This is a genomic window from Isoalcanivorax indicus (assembly GCF_003259185.1).
GTDB lineage: Bacteria > Pseudomonadota > Gammaproteobacteria > Pseudomonadales > Alcanivoracaceae > Isoalcanivorax > Isoalcanivorax indicus.
The window spans coordinates 1,319,859-1,343,948 of record NZ_QGMP01000001.1 but is presented as its reverse complement, the minus strand read 5'-3'; the positions used below and the strand labels follow the sequence as shown (position 1 = coordinate 1,343,948).

The 24,090-nt window shown below is 63.5% G+C and carries 23 protein-coding genes; 7 read left to right on the top strand and 16 right to left on the bottom strand.

Going from position 1 to position 24,090, the window contains the following annotated elements; translation table 11 throughout:
• Nucleotides 1–23: 23 nt before the first annotated feature.
• Nucleotides 24–1,247 (bottom strand): ATP-grasp domain-containing protein, encoded by a 1,224-nt coding sequence (locus tag DKW65_RS06200; protein ID WP_111656435.1) that lies wholly within the window; start codon nucleotides 1,245–1,247, stop codon nucleotides 24–26.
• A 194-nt stretch (nucleotides 1,248–1,441) separates the two neighbouring features.
• Here DKW65_RS06200 and mfd point away from each other — a divergent pair, with 194 nt between their 5' ends.
• Together mfd and DKW65_RS06190 are read left to right on the top strand one after the other, a co-directional pair.
• Entirely contained in the window at nucleotides 1,442–4,888 is a 3,447-nt protein-coding gene (gene mfd, locus DKW65_RS06195) for a transcription-repair coupling factor (protein ID WP_111657546.1), read from the top strand.
• A 23-nt stretch (nucleotides 4,889–4,911) separates the two neighbouring features.
• Nucleotides 4,912–5,610 (top strand): peptidoglycan binding protein CsiV, encoded by a 699-nt coding sequence (locus DKW65_RS06190; RefSeq protein ID WP_162925739.1) that lies wholly within the window; start codon nucleotides 4,912–4,914, stop codon nucleotides 5,608–5,610.
• A gap of 62 nt (nucleotides 5,611–5,672) precedes the next feature.
• Here the strand turns inward: DKW65_RS06190 and DKW65_RS06185 are convergent, their stop codons facing one another.
• The 11 genes from DKW65_RS06185 to topA all read right to left on the bottom strand — a co-directional run bounded on the left by DKW65_RS06185 (nucleotide 5,673) and on the right by topA (nucleotide 16,011).
• Nucleotides 5,673–6,860 (bottom strand): BaiN/RdsA family NAD(P)/FAD-dependent oxidoreductase, encoded by a 1,188-nt coding sequence (locus DKW65_RS06185; RefSeq protein ID WP_111656433.1) that lies wholly within the window; start codon nucleotides 6,858–6,860, stop codon nucleotides 5,673–5,675.
• Nucleotides 6,860–7,315: a hypothetical protein gene (locus DKW65_RS06180; RefSeq protein WP_111656432.1), complete on the bottom strand. Its 456-nt coding sequence runs from the start codon at nucleotides 7,313–7,315 to the stop codon at nucleotides 6,860–6,862. The genes DKW65_RS06185 and DKW65_RS06180 overlap by 1 nt, the downstream gene beginning before the upstream one ends.
• Nucleotides 7,312–8,055 carry an S-methyl-5'-thioinosine phosphorylase gene (locus tag DKW65_RS06175; protein WP_111656431.1) on the bottom strand — a complete coding sequence of 248 codons (744 nt, stop codon included), beginning with the start codon at nucleotides 8,053–8,055 and terminating at the stop codon, nucleotides 7,312–7,314. Before DKW65_RS06175 ends, DKW65_RS06180 begins: the two co-directional genes overlap by 4 nt.
• A complete protein-coding gene (locus DKW65_RS06170) occupies nucleotides 8,052–8,618 on the bottom strand; it encodes a hypoxanthine-guanine phosphoribosyltransferase (RefSeq protein ID WP_111656430.1) in 567 nt (188 codons plus the stop codon). Before DKW65_RS06170 ends, DKW65_RS06175 begins: the two co-directional genes overlap by 4 nt.
• Nucleotides 8,615–9,718, bottom strand: coding sequence for a mechanosensitive ion channel family protein (locus DKW65_RS06165; protein WP_111656429.1), 1,104 nt, complete (start codon nucleotides 9,716–9,718; stop codon nucleotides 8,615–8,617). The genes DKW65_RS06170 and DKW65_RS06165 overlap by 4 nt, the downstream gene beginning before the upstream one ends.
• Nucleotides 9,715–10,785, bottom strand: a complete 1,071-nt coding sequence (nagZ, locus tag DKW65_RS06160) for a beta-N-acetylhexosaminidase (RefSeq protein ID WP_245932406.1) — start codon at nucleotides 10,783–10,785, stop codon at nucleotides 9,715–9,717. The genes DKW65_RS06165 and nagZ overlap by 4 nt, the downstream gene beginning before the upstream one ends.
• Before the next feature lie 23 nt (nucleotides 10,786–10,808).
• Nucleotides 10,809–11,279 (bottom strand): L,D-transpeptidase, encoded by a 471-nt coding sequence (locus DKW65_RS06155; RefSeq protein ID WP_111656427.1) that lies wholly within the window; start codon nucleotides 11,277–11,279, stop codon nucleotides 10,809–10,811.
• Between the two features lie 22 nt (nucleotides 11,280–11,301).
• A complete protein-coding gene (locus tag DKW65_RS06150) occupies nucleotides 11,302–11,928 on the bottom strand; it encodes a TetR/AcrR family transcriptional regulator (protein WP_111656426.1) in 627 nt (208 codons plus the stop codon).
• An 87-nt stretch (nucleotides 11,929–12,015) separates the two neighbouring features.
• Nucleotides 12,016–12,684 carry an LOG family protein gene (locus DKW65_RS06145; RefSeq protein ID WP_162925738.1) on the bottom strand — a complete coding sequence of 223 codons (669 nt, stop codon included), beginning with the start codon at nucleotides 12,682–12,684 and terminating at the stop codon, nucleotides 12,016–12,018.
• Nucleotides 12,685–12,699: 15 nt separating this feature from the next.
• A complete protein-coding gene (locus DKW65_RS06140; protein ID WP_111656425.1) occupies nucleotides 12,700–13,236 on the bottom strand; it encodes a hypothetical protein in 537 nt (178 codons plus the stop codon).
• A 3-nt stretch (nucleotides 13,237–13,239) separates the two neighbouring features.
• Nucleotides 13,240–16,011: a type I DNA topoisomerase gene (gene topA / locus DKW65_RS06135; protein ID WP_111656424.1), complete on the bottom strand. Its 2,772-nt coding sequence runs from the start codon at nucleotides 16,009–16,011 to the stop codon at nucleotides 13,240–13,242.
• Nucleotides 16,012–16,144: 133 nt separating this feature from the next.
• Here topA and DKW65_RS06130 point away from each other — a divergent pair, with 133 nt between their 5' ends.
• Nucleotides 16,145–16,585, top strand: coding sequence for a universal stress protein (locus DKW65_RS06130; RefSeq protein WP_111656423.1), 441 nt, complete (start codon nucleotides 16,145–16,147; stop codon nucleotides 16,583–16,585).
• Between the two features lie 3 nt (nucleotides 16,586–16,588).
• On the opposite strand, the gene DKW65_RS06125 is transcribed toward DKW65_RS06130, so the two are convergent.
• Nucleotides 16,589–17,248: a cyclic nucleotide-binding domain-containing protein gene (locus DKW65_RS06125; protein WP_111656422.1), complete on the bottom strand. Its 660-nt coding sequence runs from the start codon at nucleotides 17,246–17,248 to the stop codon at nucleotides 16,589–16,591.
• A 168-nt stretch (nucleotides 17,249–17,416) separates the two neighbouring features.
• Here DKW65_RS06125 and lexA point away from each other — a divergent pair, with 168 nt between their 5' ends.
• The 3 genes from lexA to DKW65_RS06110 are packed head-to-tail and all read left to right on the top strand — an operon-like array spanning nucleotide 17,417 to nucleotide 19,426.
• On the top strand, nucleotides 17,417–18,025 hold the full coding sequence (gene lexA, locus DKW65_RS06120; RefSeq protein ID WP_111656421.1) for a transcriptional repressor LexA: 609 nt from the start codon (nucleotides 17,417–17,419) through the stop codon (nucleotides 18,023–18,025).
• A 49-nt stretch (nucleotides 18,026–18,074) separates the two neighbouring features.
• Entirely contained in the window at nucleotides 18,075–18,578 is a 504-nt protein-coding gene (locus tag DKW65_RS06115; RefSeq protein WP_162925737.1) for a DUF1499 domain-containing protein, read from the top strand.
• 8 nt (nucleotides 18,579–18,586) lie between these two features.
• Nucleotides 18,587–19,426 (top strand): TatD family hydrolase, encoded by an 840-nt coding sequence (locus DKW65_RS06110; RefSeq protein ID WP_211315754.1) that lies wholly within the window; start codon nucleotides 18,587–18,589, stop codon nucleotides 19,424–19,426.
• Here DKW65_RS06110 and DKW65_RS06105 read toward each other — a convergent pair.
• Nucleotides 19,404–20,672 carry a hypothetical protein gene (locus DKW65_RS06105; RefSeq protein WP_162925736.1) on the bottom strand — a complete coding sequence of 423 codons (1,269 nt, stop codon included), beginning with the start codon at nucleotides 20,670–20,672 and terminating at the stop codon, nucleotides 19,404–19,406. The two genes, DKW65_RS06110 and DKW65_RS06105, sit on opposite strands and share 23 nt — an antisense overlap.
• Before the next feature lie 242 nt (nucleotides 20,673–20,914).
• Between DKW65_RS06105 and DKW65_RS06100 the strand changes: the two genes are divergently transcribed.
• Nucleotides 20,915–21,559: an Lcl C-terminal domain-containing protein gene (locus DKW65_RS06100; protein WP_111656418.1), complete on the top strand. Its 645-nt coding sequence runs from the start codon at nucleotides 20,915–20,917 to the stop codon at nucleotides 21,557–21,559.
• A 7-nt stretch (nucleotides 21,560–21,566) separates the two neighbouring features.
• Here the strand turns inward: DKW65_RS06100 and DKW65_RS06095 are convergent, their stop codons facing one another.
• Entirely contained in the window at nucleotides 21,567–21,797 is a 231-nt protein-coding gene (locus tag DKW65_RS06095) for a glutaredoxin family protein (protein ID WP_111656417.1), read from the bottom strand.
• Nucleotides 21,787–23,970: a bifunctional 23S rRNA (guanine(2069)-N(7))-methyltransferase RlmK/23S rRNA (guanine(2445)-N(2))-methyltransferase RlmL gene (gene rlmKL / locus DKW65_RS06090; protein ID WP_111656416.1), complete on the bottom strand. Its 2,184-nt coding sequence runs from the start codon at nucleotides 23,968–23,970 to the stop codon at nucleotides 21,787–21,789. Before rlmKL ends, DKW65_RS06095 begins: the two co-directional genes overlap by 11 nt.
• Between the last annotated feature and the right edge of the window lie 120 nt (nucleotides 23,971–24,090).

Here is a 24,090-nt window from a genome sequence, read left to right as displayed (position 1 = left end):
AGAATTCACCTTAACAGGCGGCGTCACATATAGAAATCAAGGGTCTCCTGATGAGCCAGCAACGCCTTGAGCGTGTCGGCCTCATCACCGCGAAAATAGATCAGACCCCAGTGGGTGCCGAATGCGGTGCGCTTGGTAACCGTTTCCTGCAACGGCGCCGTCAGCTCATGCGACTCGAAGTACGGATGCTCCTCGGTTTCTTCCGGGATCTCCAGGCGACTGACAACGCGGCGCCGGGGATAGACACCGAAACAGCCCGCATAGCCCTTGGCGTCCTCGACTTCTTTCGGGAAAAACGCCTTGATTTCCTCTTCCGTGGTTTTCGGATCGAAAGACAGGATCAACGCCTGATAGGCATTGAAGCCATACACCCGTTCCAGCAACTCGAACACCTTGAAGCCCGGCGGCCGGTAGGCCACTTCACCGAAATACATCTCGCTGTCGCTGGTGACAAAATACTCCGGATGAATGAAACCGAATTCGATATCGAAGGTTTTCACCAGCTTCTCGATCTGCTCGGTAATCTGCGGTCGATAACGCTCCAGTTCCGGCGACGCCGGTACGAATACCGAATAGCCGAGCGATACATACTCGGAAATATTCAGGAAGCGGATCTTGCCATCGTGAATCCAGGCTTCAACGGCGAACTCCCAGCCATCCAGGTGGGACTCCATCAGTGATGGAAATTCCTCGTCGGGAATGGCGTCCACGTCGTCGGGCGTGCGGATGACCCGGTGACCCAGACAACCGGCCTTGTCGAATGCCTTGAAATGAATCGGATCGTTGGGATCACCATCCAGCTTCAGCAGGGTCTGGTTGACGCGCTTGAGAAAACGCATCACATCATCGCGATCATGGGCTTCTTCAAAGATGCCCACGCGGATGCCACCCAGTTGGGCGCGGCGCTTCATCAGCGACTTGTCGCGCATCAGCATGGCCTGGCCCAACAGACGTGGATTGTCCAGCAGCACGGAATTGATCGCACCGGCCCATTCCACCGTTTCCTCGAACAGCGGGATGGCCACATCCACGCCCATGTCCGCCAGCGTCTGGGCGATTTCCATGGAACGGTCATTGAGCCGTTCGAAATTCCAGGGAACGTAGGGGATATCGTGCTCGCGGCAGTAGTCCTCGGCCCAGTCGGGGGCGACGACCACATAACGGCGGTCAAACGATGCGGCAGCTTCTACCGCGTTCAGGCTCCAGCCCAGTAGTGCGACATAGCCCTTGTCCGGATTCTTCGTCATTGGCTGCCTCCTTTCGTTGGCAGTGCGTGACTCGCCAGCGTGAAGGACCGGCGAGGCCGTCAAGAGCCTGAATACCCTACACGAATCCGCCGGCCATCACACGTTCAGCCCGCGCCGGTGCGCCGGTCACTGGCGATTTCATGATGAATATCCGTTACAATGCGCGCCCCGTCAGACCAGCAACGATGACCCCGATGACGTTACTCCCGGGCACGCCCGTCTTCCCCACCGGCAACGACCACTTCCGCCTCTGGCAGGGCCTGGACAGCGGCAGCCTGGCCGTGACCCTGGCCGAACTGGCACGCGACGCCGGGCACCTGCTGCTGGTGATGACGCCCGACAGCAGCACCGCCCAGCAGTTGCATGACAGCCTGACCTTTTACCTGGCGGGCAGTGACACGCCGGTATTGCTGTTCCCCGACTGGGAAACCCTGCCCTACGACCTGTTCTCACCGCACCAGGACATCATCAGCGAACGGGTTCAGGTGCTGCACAAGCTCCCCGATAGCCACCAGGGAGTGCTGATTGCACCGGTCAGCACCGTGATGCAACGGCTGGCCCCCCGCGTGCAGATCAGCGGCAACAGTTTTCTGCTCAAGGTCGGCGAGCGCTTCGACATGGAAGCCACCCGCTCCCGGTTGGCGGCCTGTGGCTACCGGCAGCGGGACAGCGTCTTCGATCACGGCGAGTTTGCCGTGCGCGGCGCCATCATGGACATCTTCCCCATGGGCGCCGATCAGCCGTTCCGTATCGAGCTGTTCGACGACGATATCGAGTCACTGCGGCTGTTCGATCCGGAAACGCAGCGTTCTGTGGACCAGGTGCAGGCCATCACTCTGCTGCCCGCAGCGGAATACCCGTTGAGCAGCGAGGGCATCGCCCGTTTTCGCAATCGCTTCCGCGAACGCTTTGATGTGGATCATCGCCAGTGCAGTCTTTACCGGGATGTGTCCGAGGGCATTGCCAGCCCGGGCCTGGAATACTACCTGCCGCTGTTCTTTGAACAGATGGCGACGCTGTTCGATTACCTGCCCGGCGATGTGCGGCTGGTCGAACTGGCGGGCTGCGAACAAGCCGCTGCGCATTTCTGGGATGAAGTCACTGCGCGGCATGAAGACCGCCGCCACGATATCCGCCGACCGATCCTGTCGCCCGCCGAACTGTTTTTGCCGGTCAATGAACTGAACCAGCAATTGCGTGTGCATCCCCGGGCACGGCAACTGCCCCCCGACGCCACGCCCGACGACAAGGCCATCACCTTCGACTTCACCCCGCCGCCGGTGGTCACGGACCGCAACGCCAACCCCTTCGCCAGCCTGGCGGCACTGCCAGAGGAACACCCGGGCCTGCGCATTCTCGTCTGCGCGGAAACCCCCGGGCGCCGTGAAGCGCTGCTGGAACTGATGCAGAAACAGGGCATACAACCGGCGGTGATCGACGGCTGGAACCACTGGCAGCCCACAGCGGCCAGCTGGAGCCTGACCGTGGGCGAGCTGGACAAGGGCTTCTGGGCGCCGCAGGCCCATGCGCTGGTGATTGCCGAAAGCCAGCTGTATGGCGAACGCATCATGCAGCGCCGACGCCGGCGCAGTGGCCAGGAAACCTCTGCCGACCAGGCGTTCCGGTCCCTGGGCGAGCTGGTGCCTGGTACGCCCGTGGTGCATATCGATCATGGTGTCGGCCGCTATCAGGGCCTGACCCACATGACCGTGGAAGGCCAGGCGCACGAATTCCTGCTGCTGGAATATGCGGGCGGCGACAAGATCTATCTGCCGGTATCCAGCCTGCATCTGATCAGCCGCTATGGCGCCGGTGATCCCGACCATGCCCCGCTGACACGATTGGGGTCCGACCAGTGGAGCAAGGCGCGCCAGAAAGCGGCCGAGAAGATTCACGACGTGGCGGCTGAGTTGCTGAATACCTATGCCCGCCGCGAGGCCCGCAAGGGCCGCGCCTTTACCCTGCCCGAAGACGACTACACCCGCTTCGCCAGCGGCTTCCCGTTCGAGGAGACCGCCGACCAGCAGGCGGCCATCGACGCCGTGCTGCGTGATCTGCAGGCCGACCGCCCGATGGACCGGCTGGTGTGCGGCGACGTGGGCTTCGGCAAAACCGAGGTGGCCATGCGCGCCGCCTTTGTCGCCGTGCAGAACAACACGCAGGTGGCGATCCTGGTGCCCACCACCCTGCTCGCCCAGCAGCATTACGAATCCTTCAGCGACCGCTTTGCCGACTGGCCCATCAGCATCGAAGTGCTGAGCCGGTTCCGCAGCCAGAAGGAGCGCACCGACGTGCTGGCGCGTCTCGCCGAGGGCAAGGTGGATATCGTGGTCGGCACCCATCAGCTGTTGCAGGAATCGGTGGCCTTCCGCGATATCGGCCTGGTGATTGTCGATGAAGAGCACCGCTTCGGGGTACGCCACAAGGAACGCCTGAAAGCCCTGCGGGCCGAGGCCGACATCCTGACCCTGACCGCGACCCCGATCCCGCGCACGCTGAACATGGCGATGTCGGGCATGCGCGATATCTCGATTATCGCCACCCCGCCCAGCAAGCGCCTGTCGGTGAAGACCTTCGTGCAACAGAAGAATCCGGTGGTCATCAAGGAGGCCCTGCTGCGTGAGTTGTTGCGCGGCGGCCAGGTCTACTTCCTGCACAACGATATCGACACCATGGCCCGGGCGGCAGAGGAACTGCGTGAGCTGGTGCCGGATGCCCGCATCGGCATCGCCCACGGACAGATGCGCGAGCGCGAGCTGGAACAGGTGATGTCGGATTTCTACCACCGGCGCTTCAACGTGCTGCTGTCGACCACCATCATCGAGACGGGTATCGATGTGCCCTCGGCCAATACCATCATCATCGAGCGAGCGGACAAGTTCGGCCTGGCGCAGCTGCATCAGTTGCGCGGCCGGGTCGGGCGCTCCCACCACCAGGCCTACGCGTTCCTGCTGACACCGCATCCCAAGGCCATGACCAAAGACGCCCTGAAGCGTCTGGAGGCCATCGAGCAGGCCTCGGACCTGGGCGCCGGCTTTACCCTGGCCAGCCATGATCTGGAGATCCGCGGCGCCGGGGAGCTGCTGGGTGAGGAACAGCACGGGCATATCGAATCCATCGGCTTCTCCCTCTACATGGACATGCTGGAGCAGGCCGTGGCGGCCCTGCGCCGGGGTGAGCAGCCGGACACCGAAAAGCCGCTGTCCGGCGGGCCGGAGGTCAATCTGCGCGTCCCGGCACTGATTCCGGACGACTATCTGCCGGATGTCCTGACCCGTCTCGGCCTGTACAAACGCATTGCCAGTTGCCGCGATAGCGAACAACTGGACGAACTGAGGGTCGAAATGATCGACCGCTTTGGTATGCTGCCCCGGCAGGTGAAGAATCTGTTTCGCGTCACCGCACTGCGCCAGCGCGCCCAGGCTCTGGGCATCGCCCGCATCGACGCCGGCCGCGAGAACGGACGCCTGGAGTTTTCCGAGCGCACCGCCATTGATCCGCTGCGGCTGGTCAAACTGGTACAGTCGGCCCCCGGGCGCTATACCCTGCAAGGGGCCAGCGCCCTGAAATTCGTGCTGGATGCCGACACCGAAGAGGAACGCTTCAGCGAGGTGGAAGCCCTGCTGGCGCAACTGACCTGATGCTCACCCGGAGAGAGAGCCTGATGAAATACTGGATCCTGCTCGCCAGCCTGGCGCTGCTGCCACTGACCAGCCCTGTGGCCGCCGACGAGCGCTGGTACCAGGTGGAAGTGCTGGTGTTCGCACGTAACCAGAACCCCGGTGGTGAGCACTGGCGTCTTGATGTGCGCCCGGATTATCCACGCGACCAGGCCATCACCTATCGCGACAGTGGTGCCTCACTGCCGGACAACGCCGACGCCCCGCACCGCAACGCGCTGCGCAATGGCGCCTGGCAGGCGCTCTCCGAAGGCAATCTGAGCCTCAGCGCCATGCGTCGGCAAATGGAAGCCAGCGGCGAATACCGCAGCCTGTTCCACAGCGCCTGGCGTCAGCCGATGCGCGAGCGGAACCAGTCCCTGCCGATCATGATCCAGGGCGGCCGCGAACTGCCGCCGGACCCGAGCCTGTACCGGGCCAGCGATGCCCTGGCCGCCGACGGCGATGCGGAGCAGGCCGCCCTGCCCGCCTTTGATGGCCGCCCCCAGTACGAACTGCAAGGCACCTTGCTGCTGAGCGTGTCACGCTTCCTGCACGTGGACCCGAACCTGTGGCTGGCGCGGGATGACCGTAGCGGGCAGCGCTACTACGTGGACATGCGCCAGAGCCGACGCATGCGCAGCGGTGAACTGCACTATATCGACCATCCCCTGTTTGGCATGGTGATCAAGGTCACCCGCTAACAGGGCTGGGCTCTGCACGCTTCAGGTCACGCCGAGGGCGCAAGGGGTTATCCAGAGGTGCCCTAGACAAACTGGCCCGCGCACCAGCCCGACGACCAGGCCCACTGGAAGTTGTGGCCGCCGAGCTGGCCGGTCACATCCAGCACCTCACCAATGAAATAGAGGCCCGGCACCTCGCGGGCCTCGAAGGTCCGCGATGAGATGGCGCGGGTATCGACCCCACCCAGAGTGACCTCCGCCGTACGATAGCCTTCGGTCCCCCCTGGCTTGACCGCCCACCCGGTCAGCGTGTCGGCCATCGTCGCCAGCATGTCCTGACTGCATTGCTGCCAGTCATGAGTCCAGCCCCGGGCCTCGCAGAACCACTGCGCGAAGCGGCGTGGCCAGACACCATTGAAAAAGCTTTCCAGCCGCGCCGCCGGATTCGCCTGGCGTTGTGCCGCCAGCTGCGCCGCCACATCCGCCATGTCCGGCAACAGGTCGATAAGCAGGGTGTCGCCAGGCTGCCAGTAGCTGGAAATCTGCAACATCGCCGGGCCGCTCAGACCACGATGGGTAATCAGCATGGGTTCGCTGAAACGCTGGCCGCCACAGGTCACGCTCACTGGCAGGCTCACACCCGACAATGACGACAGGGCCTCTTTCAAAGCGGGCTGCAAGGTAAAGGGCACCAGCGCCGCACGGGTCGGCAGCACCGGCAGCCCGAACTGGCGGGCCACGTCGTACCCGAAGCCAGTGGCGCCCATGGTCGGAATCGACAGGCCACCGCTGGCCACCACCAGCGAGGCGCAGTGCAGCGCACCGCTGCTGGTCTGCAAACGAAAACCGTCGCCCTGACGGTCGATGGCGGTCACCGAGGTCTTCAGGCTGATGTCCACCCCGGCCCAGTCACATTCGGTCAACAGCATGTCCAGGATCGGTCGGCTGCTGTCGGTGCAGAACAACTGGCCGGGGCTTTTTTCCACCCAATCGATGCCATGGCGCTCCACCAGGTCGAAAAAATCCTGCGCCGTGTAACGCTTCAACGCCGAGATGCAGAAGCCGGGATTATCAGAAAGGAAATGCGCCGGCGAGGTATTCAGATGGGTAAAGTTGCAGCGACCCCCACCAGACATCAGGATCTTGCGACCCGCCTGGGGCGCATGGTCGATCACCCGCACCCGGCGACCGCGATAACCTGCCGTAGCCGCGCACATCAACCCGGCCGCACCCGCACCGATGATGACAACATCACATTCGGCAACGGCCATCAGATCTCCGCCAGACCTGCACTGTGCAGCGCCACCACCAGCGACTGCGCCTGCAGGCTGCGATGTTCGGCGCTCTGGCTGCCGCATTGAAAGTCCAGCACCGCAATGATGATGGCTCGCAGCAGCCCGTCTTCGCCTTCATGTTCCAGCAGGTCGTCCAGCCAGACACGCATTTCGTTGCGGTAATCCTCACGCAAGGTGCTGGCCAGCACCGGGGCAAACCGGGCCACCTGCCTGCCCAGCCAGGCGGGATCATCGCGCTGCTGGCGATAGTCCTCCAGGGTAATGCGGTAATCGCGCCAGGCGTCCACCACCTGATCACGAAACGTCTGACGCAGGTAATAATCACCGGGCACGCGGGTCGCTGGACGACGCAGCCAGAACGGCAAAGCGGCCAGCACCAGCAGCATGAACACCACCACACCGATCAGCACCTGCATCAGCATGCCGGTCATGCTCCCGCGGCGCCGCAGAAGGCCGCCAGCGCGGCACAGACATGCTCCATGCCGTCATGCAGCACCGCTTCGATCTCGGCCATGGTGATTTCCTGCTCGCTCTTGCCCGCCGCCGGATTGACCACCAGCGACAGCATGGCGTAAGGCATCTCCAGTTCACGGGCCAGCACGGCTTCCGGCATCCCGGTCATGCCGACGATATCGCAGCCGTCCTGTGCCATGCGGCGAATTTCTGCCGCCGTTTCCAGACGTGGCCCCTGGGTGGCGCCATAGCAGCCGCCATCAACCCAGGGCGCCCCCACCTGCTCCAGTGCCTCGCCCAGACGCCGGCGCAGCGCACTGTCGAACGGCCAGGAAAAATCCACGTGGGTGATCGGCACATGCCCCTTGTCGAAATAGGTCATGTCGCGGCCCCAGGTGTAATCGATAATCTGATCGGGCAGCACAATGGTCCCGGCGGCCGCCGCATCGCTGATACCGCCCACGGCGTTTACCGCCACGATGGCCGTCGCCCCGGCCTGCTTCAGTGCCGCAATATTGGCGCGGTATGGCACCTCGTGGGGCAGCAACCGATGGGGATTGCCATGACGCGCCAGGAACAGGACATCTTCGTTGCCCAGGCGGCCACGCAGCAACGCCGCCGCCGGGTTGCCGAAACGGGTCTTGACGGTACGGCTTTCGATGACGTCCAGGTTGGGCATGCGGCTGAGGCCGGTGCCACCGATCAATGCCAGTGTCATGCTGTCACCTCACTGACGGCGTAAATACCCGGCGCGTTGCGCCAGTAGCCCTTGTAGTCCATGCCACACCCGAACAGGTAAGCGTCTTCCGTGTACAGGGCGGTGTAATCCGCCACCAGACCGGGCCGGGCCTTGCGATCATGCTGCTTGTCCACCAGCACGGCGGTGGCCACCGACGCGGCCCCCTGGGCCTCGCACGCTTCGACGATAGCCAGCAGCGTCGAGCCGACGTCCAGAATGTCGTCCATGATAATCACATGGCGACCGGCCAGATTGATGCCCGGCGTCACGATCCACTGGATATCCCCCCCTGCGGTTTCACCGGTATAACGGGTGGCGTGCAGGTAATCGATCTCCAGCGGGAAATCGAGCTCCGTCAGCAGCCGCCCGGCAAACACCACACCGCCGTTCATCACCGTCAGCAGCAGCGGGTTACGCTCGGCATAATCCCGGGTCAACGCTGCGGCCACCGCGCGAATACCGGCGTTCACCTCGTCCATGGAATGCAGTTCGCGCGCCTCAGCGCGCACGCGCTGCAGCCGATCGCGGGTCAATGCTGTCATGCCTGTTGCTCCTGTTGCCGGGGCACGTCGGAATGGATATGCAATGTGCGGGTCGGGAAGGCAAACGATGCGCCATGCCCCTCGACAATCTGCATGATACGGAACAGCACATCCTGCTTCACTTCATGGAAGCGAACCCAGCTGGTGGTTTTCGTGAAGGCATACACGAAGAACTCCAGCGACGACTGGCCATAGGTATTGAAATTCACCATCAGGGTTTCATCGCTGGCAATATCGTCATGGCTGCGCAACATGGCTTCGACATCGTCACAGATCGCCTGCAACGCCGGGCCATCCTGGTAACGCACGCCAATGGTTTCGAAGATACGGCGATGCCGCATGCGTGACGGATTTTCCACGGCAATGGTGGAAAAGGTGGCATTGGGGATATACAGCGGCCGCTGGTCGAAGGTACGAATGCGCGTCAGGCGCCAGCCGATATCTTCCACTGTACCCTCGATTTCACGGTCTGGTGAACGTACCCAGTCGCCCACCCGGAAGGGCTTGTCCAGATAGATCATCATGCCGCCAAAGAAATTGGCCAGCAGGTCCTTGGCCGCAAAACCGATGGCAATACCGCCGATACCGCCGAAGGCGAGCACGCCGGAGATGCTGTAGCCCAGATTCTGCAACATCACCAGGCCGGCAGTGATCATGACCGACAGGCGCAGCAGCTTGCCCACTGCTCTGGCGGTGGTGGTGTCCATGGGCTTGTCGACCTTGGCCGGATCGGCCAGCAGCGCCTCGGCGTTACGAATCAGGCGAGTCAGGAACAGCGCCAGAATGACGATGAACGAGAGGCGGCGCACCTCGGGCAAGACCTCGAACAACGCCGCCGGAGCCGCCGTTTGCATGATATTGATGGCCACCGACAAGCCGATCACCCAGGTCACCAGCTTCAGTGGCAAGCGCGCCGCCTCCAGCAGGGCATCGTCCCACAGCGTGTCGGTACGCCCGACCAGCTTCTCTGCCAGATCGATCAGGCGCATCAGGATGAAATTCACCGTGACCGTGACCAGCACCACCATGAACACCTGTAACAGCCAGATGCGCGGCTCGTCGGACGGGGCCAGCAGTATGGCCAGGTCTTCACCGTTCATTCGGCACGCTCCGCCTCGTCGCACAGGGCCTCGGCGAGCGCGCAGGCGTCATCAAATTCGGTGCTGTTCAGGCGATGTCCCGCACGGGCGCGCAGTGTGCTCGCGGGCACCGGGGCAGCGGGCAGCGCCAGCGACTCCCCTTCGCGGGCCAGATAGCGCACCACTTCCAGCGCCCCGACCCGATCATTGCACACCAGCACCATGTCACAACCGGCCAGCAGGGCGGCCCGCGCACGCTCGGCGTAGCTGCCTGCCATGGCGGCACCGGCCATGGCCAGATCATCGCTGAAGATGACACCGGCGAATCCCAGTTCGGCGCGCAACACCTGCTGCAGCCAGGTCCGTGAAAACCCGGCGGGCATGTGCGCATCAACGGCGGTGTAAAGGATATGGGCCGGCATGATGCCGTCCAGCTGCGCCGCCAGGCGCGCGAACGGCTGCATGTCAGCGCGGCGCAGCACCTCCAGCGACCGGGGATCTTCCGGCAAGGCCAGATGGGAATCCGCCTCGGCGTAACCGTGACCGGGGAAATGTTTGCCCGTGGCAGCCATCCCGGCCTGCTGCATGCCCGCCGCAAAGGCACCGGCAAGCGCGATGACCCCTTCGGCGCTGGCGTGGAAGCAACGGTCGCCCATGACCTCGCTGCGGCCATGGTCCAGATCCAGCACCGGCGCAAAACTGATGTCGATGCCGCAGTCCAGCACCTGCTCGGCCATCAGTTGCCCCAGCAGGTGGCTGTCGGAAATCGCCTGCTCGGTATCTTCTTCGTAGCGGCGCCCCAGGGCCGCCATCGGCGGCAAACGGACAAAGCCGTCACGCAGGCGCTGTACCCGACCGCCCTCCTGGTCCACTGCAATCAGCAGATCCGGACGCAACGCACGGATCTCGGCGGTCAGGGCACTGACCTGGGCCGCGTCGCGGACATTGCGGCCAAACAGGATCAGGCCCCCGACATGCGGATCATTGAGCAAGGCGCGGTCGCTGTCGTCCAGCACCGTGCCCGCAATATCCACCATGACAAGACCGGCGCACAGGCCAGCCGGAGAATGTGGAACGTGTTCAGACATGCTTGTTTCCGACCGGGTTGGCATCAGGCGATGCGGACGGGGCACCCTGCGGGCACCCGCTCGAACAGGGCCACGATATCCGTATTGCGCATGCGCACGCAGCCGTGGGAACGCGGCACGCCCATGGGCTCGGTATCCGGCGTGCCGTGAATATAAATGAAGCGCCGCATGGAATCCACGCGACCCAACCGGTTGATACCGGGCTCGCAACCACTGAGCCAGAGAATGCGGGTGAGAATCCAGTCCCGCTGCGGTGAGGCGGCGGCCTGGTCCTCGGACCAGATTTCACCGGTGGGGCGGCGCCCGACAAACACCGTGCCCAGCGGGGCACCGTCGCCGATACGGGCACGGATCACATGCAGGCCTCGGGGAGTGCAGCCACTGCCCTCTTGCTCACCGGGGCCGTTCAGGGCGGTGGACACCGGCCAGCAAAGACTGCCCTCGTCGGTGGTCAGGGTCAGCGTCTGGTCGGCAAGACTGATATCGATGTGCATGGGGCTCCCGCAGCTGAAACGATTACGCGCGAATGCCACCTACGATAAAGGGTAACAGCCGCTGCGTCACATCAGCGGCGGACAGGTCAGCGCCGAAATCGCTTTTGCAGATGGCGCGCAGGGAATCCATGCTCGACATGGCGAATACGGTGGCGCCCAGGCCGAAGTGCACGCGCCAGAACAGCTCCAGCGGGGGGACATCCGGGGCGGCACTGGCCAGCAGCGCCAGAAAGCGGTTGAACACGTCACCGTAGCGCTCACGAATGAAACGGCGCAGGTGTCCCTGGGCCTGCGTGTAGGCCAGGCCCAAGAGGCGGAAGAACAGCGCCAGCCGCTGCGGATCGCTGCCGTGGGCCCCCAGGGCCGTACGCGAGATCAGACGCAGCAGACGTTCCAGATCCACCGGCTCGTCGTCCTCGACCAGTTGCGTGATGCGCTCACCCAGTTCGGTGCAGAACGGCGCCAGAAAGCGCTCGAAGATCGCCTGGATCAGAGCTTCCTTGGAACCGAAGTGGTAGTTGACGGCGGCCAGGTTGACCCCGGCCTTGCTGGTAATGGCGCGCAGACTGGTCTCGGCGAAGCCCTTCTGTGCGAACAGCACCTCGGCTGTATCCAGAATCCGTTCCACTGTGCCCGATTGCGCTGTCATCGCCTGCCCACCATCCTGCCCACTCATACGCCCGCACAAACATACGTTTGAAACATATGTTTGTGCGGGCACAGTGTCAAGGCGACTTCACATGCTGGCAGGCAGGTTATCGGCCCGTTCGGGGGTCTTGCGGTACGACTTCTCGACGATACGGAAGGCCTCGTCTACCGAATCCGTCACGCTGAACAGCGCCATGTCGGTGTCACTGATGCAGCCCTCCTCCAGCATCCGGGTGCGCAACCAGTCCACCAGCCCGGCCCAGAAATCGGAGCCGAACAGAATGATCGGAAACGGGGCGGTCTTGCCCGTTTGCACCAGCGTCAAGGCCTCGAACAGCTCGTCCATGGTGCCGAAGCCGCCGGGAAAGACGACAAAGCCCACCGCGTGCTTGACGAACATCAGCTTGCGGACAAAGAAGTAACGGAAGTTGATGCCCAGATCCTGATACAGGTTGGCGCTCTGCTCATGGGGCAGGGAGATATTCAGGCCAATGGAACAGGACGCCTTGCCGAACGCGCCACGATTGGCGCCTTCCATGATACCCGGCCCACCGCCGGTCAACACATTCAGCCCGGCATCGGAGAAGCGCGCAGCCAGTGCTTCGGCGTCGGCATAGTAGCGCGATGTCTCGCCCAGCCGTGCACTGCCGAAGATGGTGACAGAGGGGCCGATGCCGGCCAGCTTGTCGATACCGTCTACCAGTTCGGACTGGATGCGCAATACGCGCCAGGCCTCACGTACCCGTATTTCTTCCATTGCCACTCCTTCTCATCACCACTCCTCGGCATAGGGCGCACAGTCCGCCAGCAATGCCGCCACCCGATCCAGGGCCGCCTCCAGACGCTCCATATCCCCGTGCTCCAGCAGCGCGTAGGGATCTTCCGCCGCCACCGCCAGCACGCGCTCGTCATCGTTGCGCGGCTGCGGACGGCGCGACAGACCTGCCGCACCAAAAGCCGTCATCATTTCCTGATCCAGCCACGCTACCGGATCGCCCGGGGCACGGCGCGCACGGGCCACCAGTGTCTGTTCCGGCGCCTCGATACGGGCCGCCGCGAACGCCTGCTCCAGCGCCGCCAGACTCAGCAGCGATTCATGACCCGCCACGTGATAGCTGCGGGCGGCCTGACGTACCAGGCCAACCAGGGCACTGTAGGCATGAAAGATGACCGCACCGCGTAACGCCAGCAGGCGGCCGTGCGGCGCCTGCTCATCACGCAATCGACGCAACAGCGCCAGACTGTCGCGGGCCAGGAACAACCGCTCGCGCAGGCCGCTGGTCTCGCTCTCACGCACCATTCGCGACATGCTTCAGCCCTCATCCGCTTTCGGGGCCGCTGCTTTTTTTGCGGCGGCCTTCTTGCTGGCCGGCGCCTTCTTGCGCGCTGCCGCCTTTTTCTTCACTGCTGCTTTCTTGCGGGCCGGTTTCTTGTCGCCGCGCTTGTCATCGACCTTCCAGCCGTCATCCGTGTAAAACGCCGCCCAGCCGGTGGCCTTGCCTTCGACTTCGGTCATCACGTACTGCTCGCGGGTCTTGCGGCTGTAGCGCAGCACGGCCTTGTTGCCGTCCGGGTCCTGCGCTGGCGCCTCGGCCAGATAGCGATGCTTCGGGTCCAGCTTGTCCGCGACGCTCTGCACTTCCTCCACCAGCGGCGCACGGGTTTCCCGGTTCTTCGGAAACTGGCTGGCCGCCAGGAACAGGCCCGACGCCCCGTCGCGCAGCAGGTAATAATCCTCCACCTTCTCGCACTTCAGATGCGGCATCGGCACCGGATCAGCGCGCGGCGGCGCCGGTTCGCCGTTGCGCAGCAGCTTGCGGGTGTTGCCACATTCCTCGTTGGTGCACTTGAAGAACTTGCCGAAACGCCCGGTGCGCAGCTGCATTTCGCTGCCGCACTTCTCGCATTCCAGCGTCGGGCCGTCATAGCCCTTGATACGGAACTCGCCCTGCTCTACTTCGTAGCCGGGGCAGTCCGGATTGTTCCCGCAGATATGCAGCTTGCGCTTTTCATCCAGCAGGTAGCTGTCCATGGCCGTGCCACACAGGCCACAGCGATGCTTGCGGCGCTGGGCCAGCGCTTCAGCTTCTTCATCGTCGGCACTGACCGCCTCTTCACCGGGCAGCAGGTTCAGGGTCGCCGTGCAACGCTCCTTCGGCGGCAGGCTGTAGCCGGAGCAACCCAGAAACACGCCGGTGGACCCGGTGCGAATCTGCATGTGGCGGCCACACTTCGGGCAGGCAATATCGGTGTCCGTGGGTACATTGGCCCGCATACCGCCCTGGGCCTGCTTGCCCGCCGTTTCCCCCTGCGCTGCCTCCAGCTTGCGAACGAAATCGCGGTAGAAGTCATCCAGCACATCGCGCCACTTCAGTTCGCCGGAGGCGATGCGGTCGAGGGTTTCTTCCATGCTCGCCGTAAAGCCGTAGTCCATCAGGTCGGGGAAGCACTCCGCCAGACGGTCGGTGACGATGTCGCCCATCTTCTCGGCATAGAAACGCCGGTTGTCCTGGCGCACATAACCGCGATCCTGAATGGTGGAGATAATCGCTGCGTAGGTGGACGGTCGGCCGATACCGCGCTTCTCCAGTTCCTTCACCAGGCTGGCTTCGGTGTAGCGCGCCGGCGGCTTGGTGAAATGCTGGGTGGTGTCGATATGGGTGATGCGCAGCCGGTCGCCCGCCTCCAGCGGCGGCAGCACCACATCTTCCTGACCCTTGGTCCGGGACATCGGCGGCAGGATGCGGGTCCAGCCATCAAACTTGAGGATGCGGCCCTTGGCCTTCAGTTCATGGTCGCCGCTGACGGCCGTCACCGTGGTGCTCAGGTACTCAGCCGGTGGCATCTGGCAGGCAATGAACTGGTTACGAATCAGTTCATAGAGGCGCTTGGCATCGCGCTCCATGTCGCTGAGGGATTCTGCGGTGCGCTGCACATCCGACGGACGAATGGCTTCGTGCGCTTCCTGGGCGCCATCACGGCTGGAGTAGTTGATCGGCTTCTCGGGCAGGTAGCGCTCGCCCAGTTCGGCACCAATCCAGTTGCGGCAGGCCGCCACGGCGTCCGCGCTGAGGTTGGTGGAGTCGGTACGCATATAGGTAATGTGCCCGGCTTCATACAGGCGCTGGGCCAGGGTCATGGTCTTCTTGACGCTGTAGCCCAGGCGGGTGCTGGCCGCCTGTTGCAGGGTCGAGGTGATGAACGGCGCCGAAGGCTTCGACCGTGTCGGGCGATCTTCGCGACCCCGGACTTCCAGTTCACCGGCCTCACGCAGGGCCGTTTCCGCAGCCCGGGCTGCCGCTTCATTGTCCGGACGGAAATTATGGCCCGCGACACGGGCCAGGGCCAGACGCACGGCCTCACCTTGCGGTGCGGCCGTATCGGTATGCAGTTCCCAGTACTCTTCGGGGCGGAAGGCGCGGATTTCGCGCTCGCGCTCGACCACCAGCTCCACCGCCACCGACTGGACACGGCCTGCGGACAGGCCGCGGGCGATCTTGTCCCAGAGCAGCGGCGACACCATGAAACCCACCACGCGGTCGAGGAAACGCCGCGCCTGCTGGGCTTCCACACGGTGCATGTCGAGCTTGCCGGGCTCCTTGAAGGCTTCCTGAATGGCCTTGCGGGTGATCTCGTTGAACACTACCCGGTCAAAGCGCTCGTCATCGCCGCCAATCACTTCCCGCAGGTGCCAGGCAATGGCTTCCCCCTCGCGGTCAAGGTCAGTGGCGAGGTAGATGCGGTCGGCGTTCTGCGCCAGCCGTTTCAGTTCGTCGATCACCTTTTCCTTGCCGGGCAATATCTCATAGCGCGCGTCCCAGCCCTTGTCCGGGTCGACGCCCATGCGATTGACCAGTTGATCCCGTGCTTTTTTCTGCTTGTAGCGAGCACGCTCCTCCGGTGGCAGGGAACGGGTATAGGCCGCTTCCTTTGCCCGGTCAGCGGGCGTGCTGCGCGAGCCGCCACTCACCGGCAGATCCCGCACATGGCCGACGCTGGACTTCACAACGAAGCCGTCGCCCAGGTAGCGGTTAATGGTCTTGGCCTTGGCCGGTGACTCGACAATGACTAGCGATTTACCCATCAGATCTCTTACTCGTCCGGCGCCCACAAAGGCCGCCTATTTACGCAAGCGTTGCCGGTCAAGGTCAAGGAACCTGTTTTCAGGCCCCCCCGGCTGTGCTAAACCATAAGGTATGAAAAGGAGGGTGTGAGCCATGGGCGGAACCTATCGGGAAGTGCTGGTCGCCATTGATGGCAGCGAGGAATCACGCTGCGTCCTGTCCCGCGCCGCCTCGATCTGCGAGGGCGGTGGTGGCCGCCTGCACCTGCTGCATGTGATCGAACCGCTGGCCCTGGCCTACGGTGCCGATGTCCCCATGGATGTGTCGGACCTGCAGGCCAGCCTGATGCAGCAGGCCCGGGAGAACATCGACACCTATGCCGCCGAATTCGCCGTGCCAGCCAACCAGGTTCATGTGGAGCTGGGCTCCATCGAGAAGACCATCCAGGACAAGGCCGACGCCCTGGGCGCCGACCTGATCGTTGTCGGCAGCCACACCCGCACCGGACTCGCCCTGCTGCTGGGTTCGACGGCACGCGGTGTGGTGCCCGGCGCCCATTGCGACGTGCTGGCGGTGAAGATCGCCCGCAAGTAAGGCTCAGGTCAGTTGCATGGCCCCGCCCTGTGTGGGCGTTTCATTCCAGCGGCACAGCAACTCTGCCAGCATGTGCGCCTGGCCATGCAGTGCTTCCAGTTCCGCATCCGTACCCCGCTCCCCCGTGTACATCGGCACCTTGCGCAGCAGGCTGACCACCTCGTGATCCGGGTCTTGCATGCGGTTCACTTCCAGGGTCCAGCGGATGTTGTGCACCAGCATGTGATAGAAAGACAGCTTGGTTTCCAGTGAAAACACACTGAAGTCACGGATGTTGCTGAAAAAGACATAGTCGATGCGCGCCAGCACCGCCTCGCGAGTCGCGTCATCCACCCGGATGGTGGCGCTGCGCGGTGTTTCGCGGAGCATGGCCAGGGTGCCGAACACCTCGCCCGGCGAGATGTAGTTGAGCACCTGCTCACGCTGCTGCGGCTGCTCCGCCATCACCGCCAGCTGCCCGCGTAACAGAAAATACAGACAGTTGTCGCCATCCCCCTGACGAATGACCGTGTCCCCCGGACCCGCGACCAGCACCTCGCAATGGGCCAGTAACGCATCAAACTGCTGCGCATCCTGACGCAGCACCTCATTGAAGAAAGGCACCCCTGCCAGCAACCCCTTGATGCGGTGCAACGGCCAGGTCGTGCTATCTGCCTGCTTCATTCCCCCTCCAGCTCGTGCAAATCGATGCCAATCCTAGTCGCCACCGGGAACGACGGCAACGCTCAGCCGACATGCGTACACCCCTGACGACAAGCTGTCCAAAAAACACTGTTCTTTTCGACAGTCATCATGCTAGGATCAGGACAGATACGTGCCAGAGGACAGGTTATGAGCGACAAACTGACATTTCGACAGCAGCAGGTGCTGGACTGTATTCGCCAGTTTCTCTCTGATACCGGCATGGCCCCGACCCGGGCCGAGCTGGCGGCGGAAATGGGCTTCCAGTCGAAGAATGCCGCCTCAGATCACCTGCGCGCTCTGGAACGCAAGGGCTATGTCCGCCTGCATAATGACCGCTCCCGGGGCATCCAGTTGCTGGACGCCGCCCTGTGGCCCGATGATGAACTGCCTGTCGTCGGCAAGGTCGCCGCAGGCCTGCCCATCGAAGCCATAGAGAACGTGGAACGCAGCGTGCCAGTGCCCCAGGGCCTGTTTCGCCAGCGCCCCACCTACCTGCTGCGAGTCCAGGGCGACAGCATGAAGGATGTCGGCATCCTCGATGGTGACCTGATTGCCGTGCGCAAGTCCCAGACCGCCCGCGACGGCCAGATCGTGGTCGCACGCATTGACGACGACGTCACGGTAAAGACCCTCAAATTGAGCAATGGCAAGGCCGCCCTGCTGCCCGCCAACGAGGATTACTCGCCGATTATCGTGGGCGAGGATCAGTTGGTGATCGAAGGCATCTTTGTCGGCCTGATTCGCGACGTTCACTAGATATGGCCGCATGCTGTCGGTCATAAGGGCACCTGAGAGGGCACCTGATATGCGGACAACCTGCTCGTCATTCGATACACGTCCATTCGCCATGCTGGTGATGGCTCTGGTGACCACGCTCATGATGATGTCGACACCCGCACGGGCCGACACCCCACAGGCCCGGGGCAACGCCATGCATGAAGCCCTGCCCGCCTGCCCCGATGCCCCTCATTGCGTATCCAGCCTGGAAACCCGGGAAGACCGGCAGGTGGCCCCGCTGCGCGGCGGCGATAGCCTCGCCAGTGCTGAAGCACGCCTGACGGCCCTGCTCGATGAGCTGCCCCGCGTTGACTGGACTCGCATCGTGACCGGCGACGCGATACATATCCATGCCGTGTTCCGGACTCGCCTGATGCGCTTCAGGGATGATGTGAACTTCTGGATTCAGCCAGACGGCATGATTCAGGTGCGCTCCTCGTCACGTATCGGCTACCACGACATGGGCGCCAACCGTCGCCGCGTCGAACAACTGCGCGAAGCGCTTGAGACTGCCCCGCACGCTGCGGAATAATGCGCGCCATGCGCGCACATGATCCGATCCTCGATGACAATGCAACGCCGATGCCCCTGATGGACATCGGCGTCAACCTGACGGACAAACGTTTTGCCGGCGATCTGGACGCCGTGCTGGAGCGGGCCCACGCTGCTGGCGTACAGCAGCAACTGGTGACCGGAACCAGTCTGGTGTCCAGCGAGGCTGCGCTGGCCCTGGCACAAGCGCACCCTGGCCTGTCCGCCACCGTCGGCATCCACCCGCATCATGCCAGTGACTGCGACCAGCCTGCTCTCTCTGCCTTGGCAGAGCTGGCCACACATCCCCAGGTGCGCGCCATCGGCGAAACCGGACTGGATTTCAATCGGGATTTCTCACCCCGTCCGCAGCAGGAGAAGGCCTTTGCCGAACAACTCGCGCTGGCGTGCCAACTGGGCAAACCCGTGTTCCTGCATCAGCGCGATGCCCATGACCGTTTTCTGCCGATACTGCGCGACCATCGCGACCGGCTGACGAATGTGGTGGTGCACTGTTTTACCGACAACCGTCGGGCATTGTTCGATTATCTGGATATGGATTGCCATATCGGCATTACCGGCTGGATCTGTGACGAACGACGCGGCGGTGATCTGCGGGCTCTGGTGCCCAATATCCCCGCAGCGCGCCTTCTGGTGGAAACCGACTGCCCCTATCTGCTGCCGCGCGATCTGCCGGAGAAACCCCCGGTGCGCGGCCGCAACGAGCCGGCACTGCTCCCCTGGATCGTGCGCGCCCTCGCCAGCTGTCGCGACGAGAGCGCCATTGACGTTGCCCGATGCACCTGGGCAAACAGCCTTCGCCTGTTCAGTCCGTCTGGTAATACATAACGCGCAGATTCGAGCCACCGTCACGGAACTGTACGTAGGGCACGTCATTGATCAGCGCACTGGAAACCGCGCCGGGGATGCTGTCATCGTAGGGAACGACTTTCCCGTCACCCACCAACTCCCACTCAATCGCCTCTTCAGTGCCGGACACACCCCGGGCCACATACAGACGTGCTCGGTCATCGTCAAAGGGATCATCCTCATACTCTACCCAGACCACCCAGGGCAGAAGCGCACTGTCCACGTGAATGTCGTAGTACGGCAGGGTATGGATGTTCTCGGTGAACGGCGGGAGCGGCACCACCGGGCTGCTCCCGGCGCCATCGGCGATGATCGCTGTGACATCGGCCGACAGCGCTGAGCCTTGCGCCCAGGCGCCGGTACTGCGCAACAGGTACTGCGACGATGACGTACTCGCCAGGGCCACGGCCAACAAGGAATCAGGCGCAGGCACGCTGTTCAACGTCACCCACTCGCTGCCGGACCAGCCTCCCACATTCAGCTGCGCCGGTGACCCGGCGCGCCATGCCAGCGTGACGCTGCTCCCGGTCGCCGACAGGTCCCAGTTCATGACGCCGCCGATACCGGCCGGGCCGTTGATCGGTGTACCCGGCGCTTCCGAGCCTTCCATCGACCATATTTTCAGAGCGCCATCGCTGTCCATCATGGCCAGATGCCGTGTATCACCCACTGAGGCCGCACGCGCCTTGCCGTGGGAGACGTTACTGGGCACCACCACGGCAGGCGTGCCCCAGCCGTCTTCCGTCGAATAATGCACTACAGCAATATCCCGGCTTTCCCAGCCCCGATGATAGATCATGGAGAAGCCATCATCCCCGGCCGCCACGGCCGGATTGAACGCCTTGTCATCCACACGAATATTGCCCGGCTCCAGATCCTGCCAGCCATCCTCGTCATTTTCGTAGACCCAGGCGTTCAGACGCGGCGGCGAGGCCATTGACGCAGAAAGCGAATAGATACGCCCGTTGCCATCAGCGACCAGGCGCGACCCGATGCTTGTCTGGATAACCCCCACAGGAATGGGCGCGCCCAGGGTAACCCAGTCCCCTTCATCGTCATTGCCCGGGTCATCACCGGGATCGTCACCGGGGCCACCCGGGCCGGGGTCTCCGTTTGCGGGCGGGGTACCGCCACCCCCCGAGGAGCCCCCGCAGCCGGCCAAGCCAACACCTGCCCCCAGCAAGCCCACCAACAGCCAACCCGCCGCCCATCGTGCTGTCGACAACGACCGTCTCTCCATCGTTTCCATGATGTTTTTCTCTGTGTGTTTGAAACCACAAATAAGACGTCAGCGCAGCGCCGCGAACAATGCCCGGATCGGGCTAACCCTTCACTCACCCACGCTGCGCTGGATCGCACGGGGTACCCCCGGCTACCCCGGTTGTGTGATAGGCAGGTCGGCAGTTCCGATATCCAATAGGCGGGCGGGACTGGGCTCCCGATACCGATATGACGAGGAAAATGGATATGAACGCATCACGCAGCAGGTTGCCCTGCAGTAGCGCGTTACTGGTTCTGGCATTTCTGGCTACGGCATGCGGTGGCAGCAGCGGTGGCGGTGAGGGCACCAGCGACATCATCGACTCAGGCGGGCTCGTGATCGGAGATACTGGCCCCAATGGAGGCACCATCTTCTTCGTCGATAACAATGACGACTATACGTTCAGCTATCTGGAAGCCGCTCCAAATCGTATATCGTTCCGGGTCGGACCATCCCTTAATGTGCTGTTCATGTGGGCCAGCACCGCTGGCGGGGCGGGCTACTCCATTCCAGGCACCAGTGACGGAATCGGCGCCGGCCAGCAAAACACGAATATCGTTGCCAACAGCCTGACCAGTGATGGTCAGAACGGTCGCGCCGTGCATCTCGCACTGGATTACGATCAGGGTAGCTGCGAATGGTTTCTTCCTTCCAAGGACGAACTCAACCTGATGTATGTCAACCTCATACAACCCGCACTGGTCTCCATGCCCGGCGGCCTCTACTGGAGCTCCACACAGGCCAGCGCTGGCCACGCCTGGGCACAGAGCATGAGCTCACCGGGGGGCGGTTTTCAGTCATCCCTCGACAAGGGGCAAGCCAACCAGCTCTGGCCCATCTGCGCGCACTAGATAAACGTCAGCGCGAAGCGAGCAGCCGTTCGCGAACATCCAGCAAGCCGAACGGCCAGCGCAGTTCGCGCCCCTGATACCGGACCACCGGTATCAGGGTGCCGTATTGCTCGATCAGGGCGTCCTCTTCAGCAATATCCACCTTGATGATATCGACGCCCGGCAGGGCCTGACACAGCAGCGCTTCGGCCTGATCGCACAGATGACATCCCGCGGTCGTCAGCAGCTCAACCTGCATCCTCATCTCCATGGCCGTGGCGAATCGCAAAGCAATAGTGAATCTTCATGTTGCGGCGGAAATCCTCGGGAATACTCCAGCGACTGATGTCCTCCACCACAAACCAGCGGCGGATCTGATCGTCCAGCTGGAAACCGCGGAAGTTACAGGAGAAGTAGAGCACCCCGCCCGGCTCCATGCGGCGCATGATCTGGCGAATCAGTTCGGCATGATCACGCTGTACCACGAAGTCATCACGACTCTTGTTGTTGGAGAAGGTCGGCGGATCGCAGAACACCAGATCGAACTGTTCCTGCGTCTCGGTGACCCATTTCATGACGTCGGCACGCACGCGCTCGTGCTGAACACTGCTGAAACCATTCGCCGCCATGTTGCAGGCCGCCCAGTCCAGGTAACGCCGGGAGGCATCCACCGTCACGGTGCGACTGGCACCGCCCAGCGCCGCATGCACCGTGGCCGCACCGGTGTATCCGAACAGATTGAGGAAACGCTTGCCCCTGGCTTCTTCCGCCAGCCGCAAACGCATCGGGCGATGATCCAGAAACAGGCCGCTGTCCAGATAGTCTCTGAGATTCACCAGCAAGCGCGCAGCGCCCTCTTCCACCACCAGATATTCACCGGCCTGATCGAGCTTCTGGTACTGGCGGCTGCCCCGTTGCTGGCTGCGGGTCCGCAGGAATACCTGCTCCCGGTGCACCCCCAGAGCAGCACGCACGGCGCTGACCGCCCATACCCGGCGCTGCTCGGCGGCGCTCGGGTCGATGGTTTTCGGCGGTGCATACTCGTGCACCAGCACCCGTTCACCATAGATGTCGATGGAGACATTGAATTCCGGCAAGTCACGGTCGTACAGCCGGTAAGCCTGCACGCCCGACTGATCCAGCCAGCGACGCAACTGGCGGCTGTTCTTGCGCAGCCGGTTGACCAGGGCCTGAGCCTGCTCCGGCACATCGAAGGCGGCCTCGCCGCTGACACGCAACGGCGGCGCTGGCGCCCGGCGTTGCGGCGACATGGCGCGCAGCCAGACCTGCAAGGGGCCGTTGCGCACGCGCCACTGGGCCGTCAGCGTCATCCCGGTGCGGTCCAGAATCTCGACCTTGTGCCCCACCACCAGCGCGCGGGCCTGAGGGGCATGCCGGGCCAGGGTCTGGCCCAACGCATGGTAAAGCCACCCCGCCTGCTCCTGGTCTTCCAGCCGCTCGCCCCAGGGCGGGTTGGTGACCACGAGCAGGTCGCTGCCATCACCGCCCGCCACGCCGAGGTCGCGCTGGCGCAAGCTGCCCAGTTCACGTCGCTCGAAGTGAATCAGGCCCAGCACGCCCGCGCGCTCAGCATTGGCACGGGCCTGGCGCAGCACCGCCGGGTCGGCATCAAACCCCTTCAGGGACACGCCCGCGGGCGCCTCACGGATCTCGGCATGGGCGGCCTCGCGCAACCGTTGCCAGGCGGCACGGTCGATCTGCGGCCAGTACAGCAGGCCGAACTCGCTGCGCAATAGTCCGGGCGCCCGCCCGGTCGCTATCAGGGCCGCCTCGATCAGCAAGGTGCCACTGCCGCAGAAGGGGTCGACCAGCTTGCTGCGTGACGCCGCCTCCGCGTGTTCACGTTCCGCTTCAGCCGCTTCGCCCTGCAGCCACCCTGCGGCCAGCAGCATGGCCGCCGCCAGCGTCTCGCGCAGGGGCGCCTGCCCGCCGGCCAGGCGATAGCCACGCCGTTGCAGGGATTCGCCACTGAAATCGACAAACAGTTCGCTGGCCGCCTCGCCCACCTGCATACGCAGGCACAGGGCGCCCTCGGCGCTGTCCCGGCGGGCCGGCGCCAACGCCGGAGCAGCCCGCAGAAAGCGGCTGGCGGTCACCCGGCTGTCGCCGCGTACGCCACGTTCGTGGTCTACCCGCAAGTGCAGGCCCGGCGCGCCCGCCGTGTGCTGTGCCCAGTCAAAGGCCTCGGCCAGGGCTGGCGCAGCCTCCAGCGGATCGCCTTCATAGCGCGCCACCGGCAGCAACACCCGCTCGGCCAGACGACTGCGCAGGCACGCCTGCATGGCCGCCTCCGGGCCGCCGCCGAGCCGTGCCGCGGCGCCGCCCTGCTCCACCGCGTCAAGCCCCAGACTGGTCAGTTCCCGCACCAGCAGCGGCGCCACGCCCGGCAGGCAGGTAATCACAAAATCCATAACAGCGTCTCGGTGTACATCACTTATAAGGCCTATGTCTAACAACGCTGGTGGCTATTGCCAATGGGTATTAGACCCACCCCGGTGTGTTATCCATACTGAAATTCACGCGGTGCCGTG

Coding starts and splice junctions, on each gene's coding strand:
- nagZ (WP_245932406.1), bottom strand. CDS start 10,785: ATGTCTGAACACGTTCCACATTCTCCGGCTGGCCTGTGCGCCGGTCTT.
- DKW65_RS06165 (WP_111656429.1), bottom strand. CDS start 9,718: ATGAACGGTGAAGACCTGGCCATACTGCTGGCCCCGTCCGACGAGCCG.
- DKW65_RS06200 (WP_111656435.1), bottom strand. CDS start 1,247: ATGACGAAGAATCCGGACAAGGGCTATGTCGCACTACTGGGCTGGAGC.
- DKW65_RS06095 (WP_111656417.1), bottom strand. CDS start 21,797: ATGCAGGTTGAGCTGCTGACGACCGCGGGATGTCATCTGTGCGATCAG.
- DKW65_RS06180 (WP_111656432.1), bottom strand. CDS start 7,315: ATGACCGGCATGCTGATGCAGGTGCTGATCGGTGTGGTGGTGTTCATG.
- DKW65_RS06115 (WP_162925737.1), top strand. CDS start 18,075: ATGCGGACAACCTGCTCGTCATTCGATACACGTCCATTCGCCATGCTG.
- DKW65_RS06140 (WP_111656425.1), bottom strand. CDS start 13,236: ATGTCGCGAATGGTGCGTGAGAGCGAGACCAGCGGCCTGCGCGAGCGG.
- DKW65_RS06145 (WP_162925738.1), bottom strand. CDS start 12,684: ATGGAAGAAATACGGGTACGTGAGGCCTGGCGCGTATTGCGCATCCAG.
- mfd (WP_111657546.1), top strand. CDS start 1,442: ATGACGTTACTCCCGGGCACGCCCGTCTTCCCCACCGGCAACGACCAC.
- DKW65_RS06125 (WP_111656422.1), bottom strand. CDS start 17,248: ATGAAGCAGGCAGATAGCACGACCTGGCCGTTGCACCGCATCAAGGGG.
- DKW65_RS06175 (WP_111656431.1), bottom strand. CDS start 8,055: ATGACACTGGCATTGATCGGTGGCACCGGCCTCAGCCGCATGCCCAAC.
- DKW65_RS06155 (WP_111656427.1), bottom strand. CDS start 11,279: ATGCACATCGATATCAGTCTTGCCGACCAGACGCTGACCCTGACCACC.
- DKW65_RS06170 (WP_111656430.1), bottom strand. CDS start 8,618: ATGACAGCATTGACCCGCGATCGGCTGCAGCGCGTGCGCGCTGAGGCG.
- DKW65_RS06185 (WP_111656433.1), bottom strand. CDS start 6,860: ATGGCCGTTGCCGAATGTGATGTTGTCATCATCGGTGCGGGTGCGGCC.
- DKW65_RS06190 (WP_162925739.1), top strand. CDS start 4,912: ATGAAATACTGGATCCTGCTCGCCAGCCTGGCGCTGCTGCCACTGACC.
- lexA (WP_111656421.1), top strand. CDS start 17,417: ATGAGCGACAAACTGACATTTCGACAGCAGCAGGTGCTGGACTGTATT.
- topA (WP_111656424.1), bottom strand. CDS start 16,011: ATGGGTAAATCGCTAGTCATTGTCGAGTCACCGGCCAAGGCCAAGACC.
- DKW65_RS06130 (WP_111656423.1), top strand. CDS start 16,145: ATGGGCGGAACCTATCGGGAAGTGCTGGTCGCCATTGATGGCAGCGAG.
- DKW65_RS06150 (WP_111656426.1), bottom strand. CDS start 11,928: ATGACAGCGCAATCGGGCACAGTGGAACGGATTCTGGATACAGCCGAG.
- rlmKL (WP_111656416.1), bottom strand. CDS start 23,970: ATGGATTTTGTGATTACCTGCCTGCCGGGCGTGGCGCCGCTGCTGGTG.
- DKW65_RS06110 (WP_211315754.1), top strand. CDS start 18,587: ATGCGCGCACATGATCCGATCCTCGATGACAATGCAACGCCGATGCCC.
- DKW65_RS06100 (WP_111656418.1), top strand. CDS start 20,915: ATGAACGCATCACGCAGCAGGTTGCCCTGCAGTAGCGCGTTACTGGTT.